This is a genomic window from Paraburkholderia aromaticivorans (assembly GCF_002278075.1).
Classification (GTDB): domain Bacteria; phylum Pseudomonadota; class Gammaproteobacteria; order Burkholderiales; family Burkholderiaceae; genus Paraburkholderia; species Paraburkholderia aromaticivorans.
In genome coordinates this window covers 192,806-205,148 of record NZ_CP022991.1, presented here as the reverse complement: position 1 = coordinate 205,148, position 12,343 = coordinate 192,806, and the positions used below count along the sequence as shown (strand labels likewise).

At 59.6% G+C, this 12,343-nt stretch carries 12 protein-coding genes; 7 read left to right on the top strand and 5 right to left on the bottom strand.

Annotation, left to right across the window (positions count from 1 at the left end; translation table 11 throughout):
* Positions 1-92 precede the first annotated feature (92 nt).
* The 4 genes from CJU94_RS33955 to CJU94_RS33940 all read left to right on the top strand — a co-directional run bounded on the left by CJU94_RS33955 (position 93) and on the right by CJU94_RS33940 (position 3,073).
* On the top strand, positions 93-920 hold the full coding sequence (locus tag CJU94_RS33955) for a transporter substrate-binding domain-containing protein (protein WP_095423048.1): 828 nt from the start codon (positions 93-95) through the stop codon (positions 918-920).
* An 80-nt stretch (positions 921-1,000) separates the two neighbouring features.
* The gene (locus tag CJU94_RS33950; RefSeq protein WP_095423047.1) at positions 1,001-1,669 is read left to right on the top strand and encodes an amino acid ABC transporter permease; all 669 of its coding nucleotides are present in this window, start codon (positions 1,001-1,003) and stop codon (positions 1,667-1,669) included.
* Positions 1,670-1,680: 11 nt separating this feature from the next.
* Positions 1,681-2,358 carry an amino acid ABC transporter permease gene (locus CJU94_RS33945; RefSeq protein ID WP_244221138.1) on the top strand — a complete coding sequence of 226 codons (678 nt, stop codon included), beginning with the start codon at positions 1,681-1,683 and terminating at the stop codon, positions 2,356-2,358.
* Complete coding sequence (locus tag CJU94_RS33940) at positions 2,336-3,073, top strand: amino acid ABC transporter ATP-binding protein (protein WP_095423045.1); 738 nt, start codon at positions 2,336-2,338, stop codon at positions 3,071-3,073. Before CJU94_RS33945 ends, CJU94_RS33940 begins: the two co-directional genes overlap by 23 nt.
* A gap of 193 nt (positions 3,074-3,266) precedes the next feature.
* On the opposite strand, the gene CJU94_RS33930 is transcribed toward CJU94_RS33940, so the two are convergent.
* Complete coding sequence (locus CJU94_RS33930; protein ID WP_244221137.1) at positions 3,267-3,923, bottom strand: GntR family transcriptional regulator; 657 nt, start codon at positions 3,921-3,923, stop codon at positions 3,267-3,269.
* A gap of 233 nt (positions 3,924-4,156) precedes the next feature.
* Here CJU94_RS33930 and CJU94_RS42335 point away from each other — a divergent pair, with 233 nt between their 5' ends.
* The gene (locus tag CJU94_RS42335) at positions 4,157-4,285 is read left to right on the top strand and encodes a hypothetical protein (RefSeq protein ID WP_279636662.1); all 129 of its coding nucleotides are present in this window, start codon (positions 4,157-4,159) and stop codon (positions 4,283-4,285) included.
* Between the two features lie 341 nt (positions 4,286-4,626).
* Here CJU94_RS42335 and CJU94_RS33920 read toward each other — a convergent pair whose 3' ends face one another.
* From CJU94_RS33920 to CJU94_RS33910, 3 genes are all read right to left on the bottom strand, one after another.
* Positions 4,627-6,417, bottom strand: a complete 1,791-nt coding sequence (locus CJU94_RS33920; protein WP_095423042.1) for a chloride channel protein — start codon at positions 6,415-6,417, stop codon at positions 4,627-4,629.
* Positions 6,418-6,423: 6 nt separating this feature from the next.
* Entirely contained in the window at positions 6,424-6,837 is a 414-nt protein-coding gene (locus CJU94_RS33915; protein ID WP_095423041.1) for a MarR family winged helix-turn-helix transcriptional regulator, read from the bottom strand.
* A gap of 89 nt (positions 6,838-6,926) precedes the next feature.
* On the bottom strand, positions 6,927-8,090 hold the full coding sequence (locus CJU94_RS33910) for an HPP family protein (protein ID WP_095423040.1): 1,164 nt from the start codon (positions 8,088-8,090) through the stop codon (positions 6,927-6,929).
* A 520-nt stretch (positions 8,091-8,610) separates the two neighbouring features.
* Between CJU94_RS33910 and CJU94_RS33905 the strand changes: the two genes are divergently transcribed.
* Together CJU94_RS33905 and CJU94_RS33900 are read left to right on the top strand one after the other, a co-directional pair.
* A complete protein-coding gene (locus CJU94_RS33905) occupies positions 8,611-8,928 on the top strand; it encodes a DUF1840 domain-containing protein (RefSeq protein ID WP_095423039.1) in 318 nt (105 codons plus the stop codon).
* Positions 8,929-9,105: 177 nt separating this feature from the next.
* On the top strand, positions 9,106-9,645 hold the full coding sequence (locus CJU94_RS33900) for a DUF488 domain-containing protein (RefSeq protein ID WP_095423038.1): 540 nt from the start codon (positions 9,106-9,108) through the stop codon (positions 9,643-9,645).
* 376 nt (positions 9,646-10,021) lie between these two features.
* On the opposite strand, the gene CJU94_RS33895 is transcribed toward CJU94_RS33900, so the two are convergent.
* Positions 10,022-12,337 carry a sensor histidine kinase gene (locus CJU94_RS33895; RefSeq protein WP_095423037.1) on the bottom strand — a complete coding sequence of 772 codons (2,316 nt, stop codon included), beginning with the start codon at positions 12,335-12,337 and terminating at the stop codon, positions 10,022-10,024.
* Between the last annotated feature and the right edge of the window lie 6 nt (positions 12,338-12,343).

Genomic DNA, 12,343 nt, shown 5'->3' with positions numbered 1-12,343 from the left:
TACGTATACGCAAAGTCGCCAAAAAACGCGGTGCGGCGAATGCCTCGTCGGAGTAGTTGGATCACCTTCACGCCCTCTCACGGAGTCATAGTATGAAACCCTCGATCATCCTGAGCCGCATGCTTGCCGTCGGTCTCGCGGCATGTGCGCTGCTCGGCTCACTCGACGCCAGCGCTCGCACGCTGGACGAAATCATTGCGTCGAAGAAGATCGTGTTCGGCATCAACCCGAACCTGCCGCCGCTTGGCACCTACGATGCAAAAAACAATATCGACGGGTTCGATGTCGCGATTGCACGCAAGATTGCGGACTCGCTCGGCGTGAAGCTGGAAATCGTGCCGGTCGGTTCGAACGATCGCGTGCCATTCTTGATGGCCGACAAGATCGATGCGGTGATGGGCGGCATGACGCGCAACGCCGACCGTCTGAAAGTGATCGACTTTACGGATCCGGTGAACACCGAAGTGCTGGGCGTGCTGACCACGCAAGACAAGCCGTATAAAGACTATATGGCGCTGAACGATCCGTCGGTGCGTCTCGTGCAAGTGCGAGGCACGACGCCTGTCAAGCTGATTCAGGACAAGCTGCCGAAGGCGCAACTGCTGTTGCTGGACAACTACCCGGATGCGGTTCGCGCCATCGCGCAAGGCCGTGCGGACGCGCTGATCGATGTGCTGGACTTCATGCTCAGCTACACGAAGAACTATCAGACGAAATGGCGTGTGGTCGATGCGCCGATCGAAGTGGACTACGACTGTATCGGCATCAAGAAGGGCAACACGGCGTTGACCGATCGTCTGAACAAGGAAATCGGCGCGCTGCAAAAGGGCGGCTATGTGGCCGCGAGCTGGAAGAAATGGTTCGGCAGTCCAATGCTGTATGACCCGACCGCTGCGCCGCCGACCGTCGCCGCGCAGTAAATTATCAATCGCACGCAGTGCGGCGCCCTCACGCCTGAAGGCGCCGCACTGCGCGACTCGTTGCAAGGAGTACTGATTCGATGACGCTTCAGTTTGGGCCCATCCTCGAGCAGTGGCCGTATCTGCTCGGCGGAGCGTGGCTCAGCCTTCAGATCGCGGTGCTCGCGTTCGGCTTCGGCATGTTCATCGGTCTCGTGTGCGCGTCGATCCTGCGCTACGGACCCGCGTTCCTGCGTCGTGTCGTGAGGGCCTATGTGACCTTCGCGACCAACACGCCGCAGCTGGTGCAGATCTTCTTTCTGTTTTTCGGCTTGCCGGAAATCGGCGTAACCCTGTCGCCGTACACGGCCGTGCTGATCGGCGCCACGTTCAATGCCGGTGCGTATCTGTGCGAAATCCAGCGCGCGGGGTTCGAGTCGGTACGCTGGGCGGAAATCGAAGCCGCCGAAGTGCTCGGCTTTTCGACGCCGCAGATCGTACGTCACGTGATCTTTCCGCATGTGATGAAGGTGATGTTTCCGCCGCTGTCCAACCAGTTCATCGTGATGACGCTCGGCACCTCGATGGCGTCGATCTTCGGCGTCGAGGAATTGACCGGACGCACCAGCAATATCGCGTCGCAGACTTATCTGTCGGTCGAGGCATTCAGTGTGGCCGCCCTGATGTACATCGGCATCACGATATTGGCGACATTCGCGCTCGCAATGTTTGGCCGTCATGTGTGCCGCGCGAAGATAAAGGTGTTTTGATGGCCGGTTCGATGATGACTCAACTCACGCATCTGTTTTCTTACTACAACCTGTTGTTGTTGCTGGAAGGATTTGCCGCCACCTTCGTACTGTCGGCGATTGGCTGCCTCGCGGGCTTTGTCTCGGGGTTCGTGGTTGCCGTGCTGCGCATTACGCGTTCGCGCGCAATGGCGCCGGTGCGTATCGTCGTGTTTGCCTATTGCCTGGTGTTTCGCCGCGTGCCGTTCCTCGTCACGCTGATGCTGGTGTTCTTCGCGACGCAGTCGCTCAATGCCAACCTGTCTACGTTCAGCGTCGCGCTGATCAGCGTGTGCCTGATCGCGTCTGCGTATCTCGGCGAGATCGTGCGCAGCGGGCTCGAATCCATCCACGTGAACCAGTGGGAGGCAGCGAGCACGCTGAACTTCAGTTACCTCGAAACGCTGCGTTATGTAATCGTGCCGCAGGCGTGGCGCGTGATCGTCCCGCCCACCTTCGGCTTCTTTGTGATGTTCATCAAGGATACCGCGCTTGCATCTCAGATCGGCGTGATGGAACTGACGTCCGCCGGGAAAGTGCTCAGTAACAAGGGCTTTTCTGCAACGCTCGTATATGGTGCGATCCTGGTGTTGTATTTCCTCATGTCGTACCCGCTGTCGCGCTTCGGTAAGCGCATGGAGAAGAAACTTGCCGCAACTCGAAATCGTTGACCTGAAGGCGTCTTATGGACCGCACACCGTGCTCGAACGGATCAACCTCTCAGTGGAGAAAGGTGAGATTGTCAGCCTGATCGGTCCGTCCGGGTCGGGCAAGAGTACGCTGTTGCGCGTGTTGATAGGGCTGCTGCCGCCCGAGCATGGCAGCGTGCGTTTGAACGGCGGTGTTGTGAATTATGCGGACAAGGCCGCGGTTCGCGCGCTGCGTTCGGATATAGCCATCGTGTTCCAGCAGTACAACCTGTTCCAGAACATGACCGTGCTCGACAACGTGATGATTACGCCGACTAAGATTAAAGGCTGGTCGCGTCAGGAAGTCGAGAAGAACGCCATTAGTCTGCTGACGCGTGTTGGTCTTGCGCATCGGCTGCATGCGCATCCGGACGAACTGTCGGGAGGCCAGCAGCAACGCGTGGCGATTGCCCGCGCGCTCGCGTTGAAGCCGAAAGTGCTATTCCTCGACGAGGTGACGGCCGCGCTGGACCCCGAACTCGTCAACGAAGTGCTGGACACGATTCGCGAACTCGCAATGGACGGCATCACAATGTTTATCGTCTCGCACGAAATGAGCTTCGTGCGCGAGGTGTCGTCGAAGGTGGTGTTTATGGCGGGCGGTCGCGTAGTTGAAACCGGTACGCCGCAACAACTATTCGATGCACCGCAGGAAGCGCGGACGCGCGAGTTCGTCGGTAAGATCTTGCGTCACTGATGGATACCGGTTCGCCGGCGCGGTCGGGCTTGTGTGATGCGCCGCTCGAGAGTCGATTCTCCGCAAATCTTGCGGGACTGTGCGGCGCAGGTGTCGCGGAGGCGACCGGTCAAGCGGCGCTTGGACCGCGTACGCTGCTGTTGAAGATGCCGCTGGGGATTGGCGCGCTGCGAACCGGCGGCGATGAGACGACTCAGTTGTAGGTGCCTTCCGCAAGCCGGTCGAGCACGAAGCGACGCAGATTCTGCAAATGCGTACGGACGGCGGCGCGCGACGCTTCGACGTCGTTGGCCAGATACGCTTCGAGAATCGCGAGGTGTTCCGCGCGATCTTCCTCGATACGATTGAACGGCGTGACCAGTTCGAACAGCCGGCTATTGGTGCGCACCAGATCGATCATATGCGCTAGTACGTCGTTGCCACTGGCGCGCGCCATCATCGTATGCACCTGGTCGTCCAGTTGCCAGTGCGCCTGTTCCTGCTGGCCGCTACTGAGTGCCTTGATCTTCTTGATCAATTGCTGAACGATCTTCTTGTCGATCTTTCCGATTGCAAGCCCGATCGCTTCCGTCTCCAGCAATTCGCGCACTTTCATTGCCTGGAAATACTCTTGAGCACTGACGAAGCGCACCGAATACGAGCGTGCTCCCGCGCGCACCAGAAGGCCTTCGCCTTCGAGGCGAAGCAATGCTTCTCGCATTGGCGTGCGCGAGATGTTGAGTTCTTCGGCGAGGCGCCCCTCGACGACGGGGCCGCCGCTGCGCAAAGCCTTGTCGAGGATCATCCTGCGCAAGGTCTGATAAGCCAGTTCGCCCAGCTTTTCGGGGCTTGAAGAGGGGGAGGTGTTCACGGTATCTCACGAAAGTTATATCGCAAGTATACGTTCTGTATGCGGCTTCGCAAGGGCAAGACGCGGCTTCGATAGGGGAATCGCGCCTCTTCTGGCATGTTGTCTTTTTGCTCGACCGTGCGCGTGCGCTGCGTTTCGCACAGCTAGCGTGCATCTTCATATTGAATCGCTACAGTGCCGATCCAATGAGTCCGGTCGTACCAGAATCGCCGGTTGAGCGCATGCATCGACTCATGAACCTGGAATTACCCGGCGATGATCGCGTCATCCAGAACGAAGAGGCGCACGGCGGACCCACAATCGGGCTCGATTTCACTGAGCGGTTTCGCAACGATCAACCGGGCGCGCTCGGCCATGCCTAGCAGACCGTACGAATATCCAGCCCATGCAGCAACCAAATCGAAACCTCGGCCGTTATCGCTGACGTCGGGAAAGGTCGGCCAGATTCGCAGGAAACACTCCGCCGTGACGATTTTCCGCGTGACGAGTTTGCGACCGCGGCCACGTGACAATCACGTCGGCGCGAACGATTTCATGACATCTTCCTTGAAGAGCGTAATAGAACGCTCGAATCGCTTCGCAACGCGGGGACGATATTGCCCAAGAAATGGATGCTGAAACGGCGGGAAGAGACGAGAGAGGTGTGCCCCCGAAGGGGCGCATAAGACGCGAATCGGTTTCTGGCAGCCAACCGGCCGCTAATTTACGGAGCCGGAGGGAAGTGCCGCTTGCCCGGCTGAATGCGCAAACGCCGGAAGCGTTCTTTCTTGTGCTCTTCGTCGAAGTGGGCAAGAGAGGGCTTGACCAGATCGCTGCGCGACACAATGCCGACCAGTTGCAACGTTGCGGAATCCGCGACCACGGGCAAGCGTTCGAGACCATGCACCGCAAGCCGTGTTGCGACGAGCCGGCAGGTTTCGCTCGGCAATGCAAATGTGGGGGAACGGTGGCGCAACACGTCAGCGAGGCGCGACTCGAGCGAATCCGCGGCCTCGTCATCACGAATTTTTTCCAGTAGCGCCCGATCGACCACACCCGCCAGCATGCCTTGACGCACGACCGGATAGGCACGGTGTGTCTGCGTCGCTCCGAAGAACGTTGCTAGCGCTTCGCCCACGGATATATCGCCATCGATCGTCTCGACCGTACGCGACATCACTTCGTCGACGTGGTGGCGCTCAAGCGGATCGACGCCGTATTCCCGGTAGATGTGATACCCGCGCCGGGCAATTTTCTCGGTCATGATGGAGCGCTTCATGACGACGGTTGCAAACCCATGCGCGATCAGCGTCGCGGCGAGCAGTGGCAGCAATGCGTTGCTGTCGTGCGTGAGGCCGAACGCGAACACAATCGCGGTCAACGGCGCACCCAACGTGGCGCCGAGCGTAGCCGCCATGCACACGAGCGGCCACAGGGCAGGTTCGCCGCCCGGCAGCACGTGGCCGAGCACCACACCGAGCCCCGCGCCCAGCATGAGCAACGGCGCCAGGACGCCGCCTGATGTACCCGAACCCAACGCCACGACCCAGATGACCGCCTTCACGATCAGGATTGCCAGCGCGAGCTGGATGGCAATGTGCTGATGCAACAGGTCGCCGATCACGTCGTAGCCGACGCCCAGCGCACGCGGTTCGAGAAAGCCGCCGATGCCGACGACGAGGCCACCGAGCGCTGGCCACCACATCCAGTGGATAGGCAGCTTGCCGAACAGGTCTTCGGTCTTGTATAACGCGGCTGACAGACCCGAGGCGAGTGCGCCGGACATCAGGCCTGCAATGACGCAGGACACCAGCGACAGCGCGCCGGGCGGCGCCGTTTCAAGCGGAAACAGCGGCCCTGTGCCGAAGAATGCAGCGCGCGCAAACCCCGCGACTGCGCAAGCAAGGGCAACCGGCAGAAAACTGCGCGGACGCCATTCGAACAGCAGCAGTTCGACCGCCAGCAATACGGCGGCCACCGGTGTGCCAAAGACCGCCGTCATGCCCGCCGCCGCGCCGGCAACCAGCAAGGTCTTGCGTTCGGCAGACGTGACCTTCACGCACTGCGCGATCAGAGACCCCAGTGCGCCGCCAGTCATGATGATCGGGCCTTCCGCGCCGAACGGTCCGCCGCTGCCGATCACAATGCCAGACGACAGCGGTTTGAGAATCGCCACCTTCGGCGACATGCGGCTCTTGCCGAACAGGATGGCTTCGATCGCTTCGGGAATGCCATGCCCGCGGATCTTTTCTGAACCGTAACGGGCCATGAGACCGACGATAAGGCCACCGATCACAGGGATAACCACCACCCAGATACCCAGCGTATTGAGGGCCGGTGAGCGCTCCGCAAACGAAAATTGCTGGAAGAAAAACAGATTGGTGAACAGATGAATCAGGCTCAGCAGCACGAACGCCGCGAGCGTGCTCAGGGCGCCGATCACCGCGGCCAGTGCGGAAATGCCGGGAAGTCGCGCGTTGGTGGAAAAGTCGCGCTTATGGGTATCGTGACTCATGGTGACTTAAAGATCAATCTGGGGGACGCTAAAGGCACCCTTGAGCGACTTCAGTTCGGCACGGTGCATCTCGGCGAGACGGGCGAGCACCTGCTCGCCTGCTTTCAACAGATGTACTTCGACCTGGCGGCGGTCCGTCTCGCTAACTTTTCTGCGGACCAGTTCGAGCGCCTCGCAGCGGGACACCAGCGCGACCACGCCGTGATGCTGCGCCTGGAGCCTTTCCGCAAGTTCGCCGACGGTTGCCCAGTCGCGCTCCGGATACCCCTTGATATGCAGGAGTAGCAGATACTGCAACGGCGTGATGCCCTCGCCTTGGGCGGCCTGTTCAGAAAACCTTTCGAAGCGCCGCATCTGGTAGCGAAACTCTGACAGTTGCTCAAAGTCCGTCTTGGTCAACCCGCGAGCGAGTGTTTTCATCGAAGTTCCGTCGAGAAAGAGATATAACGCAAATTATATCACGACATGATATGTATGTTCGTGTTCAATCCCGGTGTGGATGACCGTGGCTATGCTGCGGTTCGCTGCCTGGCGTAAGCCTGGCGATAGAGTCCCGCGATGAGGTCGGCCTGCGTGATCATGCCGGCAAGCCGCTTTTTCGAGTCCAGAACCGGAATGTGGTGGTGTCCGTAGTTTGCAAACACAGGCACCAGTTCGACGATCGGCGTGGTTTCGTCGACTGTCTGAACGTCCACCTGCATGAGTGCGCCAACGAGCGGTGCTGGGGTTATGCTGCGTCGGAACCAGCGTTGCACGGGGGATGATAAACCGGCGCCTTTGCTGAACGCCCGTTTGTCGACAAGGTCGGCGCGGGTCACGATGCCGATTACGTGCTGCCTCTCGTCAGTGACCGGAAGAGCCTTGATTTGGCGCTGTTTCAGCAAACTCCATGCGGCCGACGCTCTGGTGGTTGCCGATACGGCGACCAGCGAACGCGACATGATGTCCGCGCAGGTCAGTTCATTGAACGTGCGGGCATAGGACTGCAACTGAACGTCGCGCAGCAAGGACTCCAGATCGTCCGTGTCGATATCGAGCAATTCACCGCGCCGGTTCAACACCGCCTCAAGGTCCGCGCGCGTAAAACCTTCGTTCGACGCCGCAGTCGAGGCGCCCGCACCTTTGCCTGAACTCTGCGCGACGTGCGGGTATCGATGCCCCGTAGCAGCGTGATAGATGATGGCCGCGCACAGCAGCAGCACTGACTGGAGCGCAATCGGTTCGGCCACAAAGCGGTAGCCCAGTGCATGCACGGCCGGACCGCCAAGGACCGCGGTCAAGGCGACTGCGCCCGACGGTGGGTGAACACACCGCAGCGCAAACATTGCACAGATCGCCAGCGCGACGGCCAAAGCGGCGGCACCCACCGGATCGGCGATCCAGCTTGCACAGGCAACGCCGACCGTCGCAGAGACGATATTGCCGCCGATGATGGACCACGGTTGGGCAAGCGGACTGGCGGGAACCGCGAACAGCAACACGGCCGAAGCCCCCATTGGAGCAACGAGGAGCGGGATGCTCGCAGCCGGTCCGAGAAGGACGTGCATGGTCCCGCCGGTGAACGCAATCCCCAGCAACGCGCCGAGGCACGATCTGAAGCGCTCAGGCCATCGGACTGCAATGGGGTGAGGGGCAAAGCTGGAGAGCCAGCGAATGAGAGCGTAGCGGGACAAGGTTCGAATAAGAAAGGGGGGAATATTACGTAGGATGGCACAACACACTAAGGCCAAATCCTCACGAAACGAAAGAACGCGTTGTCATGATTATATTTCATTGTGATATAAAAGTGTCTTCCGGTCGCCTCGCCCTGACGGAGCGGGACTGGTCACGGGGTCAGATTCGTCGGCGGCTGGCGCAGTGCGCTCCGATTGACGGCATTTCATCTTAAATAGATCACAATATGATATAGAATGGAGGCGGTCCTTCTGGTGACTGGCTGTTGAACAGGAGCGGTCCGGAGGAAACTACAAGAAAGATTTGTCCGGATGGCGCGCGCCCATGGGGATGCCGTGCTTCGCCGATGTGCAAAGCCGGTCATCTTGAAGGCCCCGACCATCGTTGCAGGAGACGGTTACCGTTTGCGCGCTCTGCGCTGCGTCACGGTGCGAAACGCGCGTTGCACTGGTCCGCCAACGCGAGTCCGAATGCCTCCCCGGTGCGATGGTGCAACCCAGATCGAAGCAAGGAGCCATCATGCTGATCACGTTTCAATCGCCCGCTACGCCAGATGTCGTGATGCTCAGAGATCTCGCCCAGTACCTGCTTGGTCTCGTGGGCAAGCGGCTCAATATGCGTGGCGTTATCCTCCACGACGAGCTGCCTCGTGCAATCAACCGTCTCGAAGCAGCGATTTCAGACGATGAAAAAGCTGAGATTGCCTTGGAATCGCTGCAGTATTCGCGCGAGGGCCGCCATGAATTCGGCAGTGGACTTTCGCAGCGGGCCTGGCCGTTTCTGGACATGATGCGTGAGGCCAGCAAGCACAATGCCGACATCATCTGGGGGTTGTAGACGCCGTCTTGCAACGCGAGTTGGTTCCGGTTGCATGCCACGCCACCTGATGAAAGAAGCCGGGATGAAACAGTGGATTACACGGCACCTGTTCGCAGCGGCTCTCGCCGTGTGCGGCATCTGGGCTCGGGTGTGGGCTGGCGCGCATTCGGGCGCCCCACCCTGGTAAGGCGAACTGTGACGCTTCCATTCTGCACCATTGGCCATTCGAACCGAACCCTTCCAGAATTTGTCGGGTTGTTGAATGACGCCCACATAGGCGCTCTTGTGGACATCAGAAAGATGCCGAGGTCGAGAGCCAACCCGCTGTTCAACGAGGAGACGCTTCCTGACGCGCTGGCCGCGTTTGGCATCTCATATGAACACGTCGCCGCGCTTGGCGGCCTTCGCGGAAAAGCCCGAACTTTGCCCCGGGATGTCAACGGTTTCTGGACGAACGAGAGTTTTCACAATTACGCCGATTACGCGCTTTCGGACACTTTTCGTGCTGGCCTTGACCATCTGATCGACGTAGGGCGAGAGCGACGCTGCGTGATAATGTGTTCGGAGGCCGTATGGTGGCGATGTCACCGCCGCATCGTCGCCGACTACCTTATTGCGTCGGAGAAAACCGTACTCCATATCATGGGACGGGGGCGGCTGGAGCCGGCTCACCTTACGCCTGGCGCAGTGATTCAACTCGGCAGGACGATCGTTTATCCCGAACCGAATCGGTAAGCAGTCGGAGCCGCAGTCAACGGCGCTCGTCTTGTCGTCGTCGGGGCAACCGGTTTCGGTGAAGTGGAGGTTCGTGGGTTTTGTCACTTGCGCGTGTGCATGGCCGGCTGCCGCTGCGCAAGCCATCCCTTCACTGTGACCGTGATCGCAAGCTGCCTCGCGCCCGACGTCCACACTCTATTCTGCTGCTCCGTTTTGCTGGCAGCCTGATCGGCTGGCCTGTCTGTCGATGAGCGACAGCCGTCCGGCCGCCCCCTCATTTTTCCCCTGTGAGCGGCGTACGCTTCGGTGGCGTTTTTTTTCTCGGTAGGTTGCGCAAGAGTGTTTCGAGGACATCGGCGGAAAGTTGCGCCAGCTTGAAAACTGCCAGGCTCCATTACGAGGGGCGCGAGACGTCGTATGTTTCGTGCGGCGCGAGAGCAAGAGCCTCGAGGCCTGCGAAATCCAGGGCTTCGAGGCAATGCCGCAATTCAGTCAGAAACGCTGCGCATGTGGGGTGAGCGTCGATCATGTTTTCTATCCATCGCTCTATGTCAGTCAGGCGTCCATCCTTCGCAAGAGCGGCCAGATCCCGGAGATCGCTCCGTGGAGGAACGGCAACGGCGAACCCGTGTTTGCGTTGTGAGGGCATAGGAGCGGAACCGCCGGACGAATGCTCTACGACGTTCGAGGGCAACGCATCCTCATCTTCCGCAAATGGGACGATGAGTTCGAAGGTAAACGAGGTGCCGCTATCTGGCGCACTTGACACGCGCAAGTCGCCGCCCATGGTGTTGACAATGCGCTGCGCAATAATAAGGCCAAGGCCCGTGCTGCCGTTCACAGCCTGTATCCGGCGAAAAGCCGTAAAGAGTGTCGACTGCGCTTCGATGTCGATGCCGATGCCGGTATCGGCGACCTCAAAACCCATGTGCCATTGATCGTCCTGCAGGCGCGCGCTCACCGTCATCGTAACGAAGCCGTCGCGGGTGAACTTCGATGCGTTCGACAGCAGATTGAGCAATACCTGTTGCAGCCGGCGACCGTCGAGTGTCAGTCTACGGGGCAGCGGCGTCAGTGCCTGATACTTGAACTGGTTGTTGAGCTGCGCGCAAAGTGCGACCGCGTATTCGGCAATGTCATCGAGAAGCGCCGGCAGATTGGTGGCGACCGGGGCGATGTCCAGCGGCTGCAATTCAGTTTTCGCGTACCCGACCAGTTCGTCAATCAGGGCGAGTTGATAGTTCACGCTGCGCTCGATGGCTTCTATCGGTCTTACCTGCCTGAAATCCGCCCGTTCCCGCAACTGTCTGGCATAACCCGTGATCGTAGCAAGCGGCGCACGGAGGTCGTGACTGACATAACCCAGGGTTTCGATCAGCTGCTGGTTTTTCTGCTCAGCGTAAAGCAATGCATCGTTCAGTTCTAGTGTGCGCTGCGCAACCTGTTCGCGAAGTCGATCGTGTTCGGTTTTTTGCCAGGCTGCGAGTTCGGTTCGTGCCGCGATTCGCTGCTTTCCCACGTGGTTGATCCAGGCTGCAAGCACGATAAGGTTGGTGGCTAACCCAATGATTGCAACGATCGGGTTCGGACGAATGTCGGAATTCAACCATGTGAGAACGCTCGGCAAGGAGCCGAGCGTTTCGAGCATGCGCATCGCAAAATTGAAGAGGGAGACAATCATGGCGAGCAGCATGATCCGCGCGGTGGGTGTCGACTGACGCACGAGCCGTGCAGCGATAATCACCGTGAAGACACCGAACAGTGCATTGACATACACGCCGGCTTGCGCGAAAACGAACAGGTTGCCGAATATCGCGCCTATCGTTGAGACGCACTCCAGCAACACAAACCCGAAAAGTATGTAGCGAGCGGGCAGGTTTGCCTTCTCGCTGCGCGAGATGCGCAAGATAAAGACGATGAACAACAGCACGGCAGTACATCCGAGCACCGTTACACTTCTCGCGCTCCACCCGGTTGCGAAAGGCCACAGATATATCTTCGTATAGCCGCGATCCGCAGCTTCGAACAGCGCTGTCATGGCGCACAGGGCGGCCAATACGAGAAACGAGACGCTGCGGGAAAAATAGGCGATGAGCAGCGCGCACCACGCCAGTGCGAGCGTGCCGCCAATCAATCCGCCGTCCCAAAGCGCTGCGCGTTTCTCCAGCGCGTCGTATGCCGCCGCTGAGTACAACTTCGGTTCGAGCGTGAGCGCGGTATCGCTGGTTGCCCGGATGAGAAAAAGGCGCTGTTCACCGGGAGCGAGCGTGAAATCCATCAACGGATAACGCGACGAAAGGGACAGGGACACGGGGCGGGCGCGATCGATGCCGGCATGTATCCAGTGGCCGCTGTACCCGGTGTAAAAGTCCACATTCTGGAGGCGCGCGTCCTGGAACACGAGCACGAGCGGCAGGGCTGTTGAGCCGCCGTTGCTCACCGACATGCGCAGCCACCATGCCGAGCGGGTGAAACCCGGTGTCGATCGACTCCGCTGCACGGGACGGAAGCCTCGCGCGGGTCCCGCCGACAGTGTGAGGATATCGTCCAGGCGCATCTTGCCCGAGACGTCTTCGAATACCTGCAGTTGGTCCAGGGTGGGAACTTCCTGCGTCCGCGTCCCAGAGGGGTCGAGACCGGCGGCCAACGAATGGGTGATCCACCAGCTCAGACACAAGAACAGTAAACGAAGCCACCGAGTCGGAGTCATGACGTC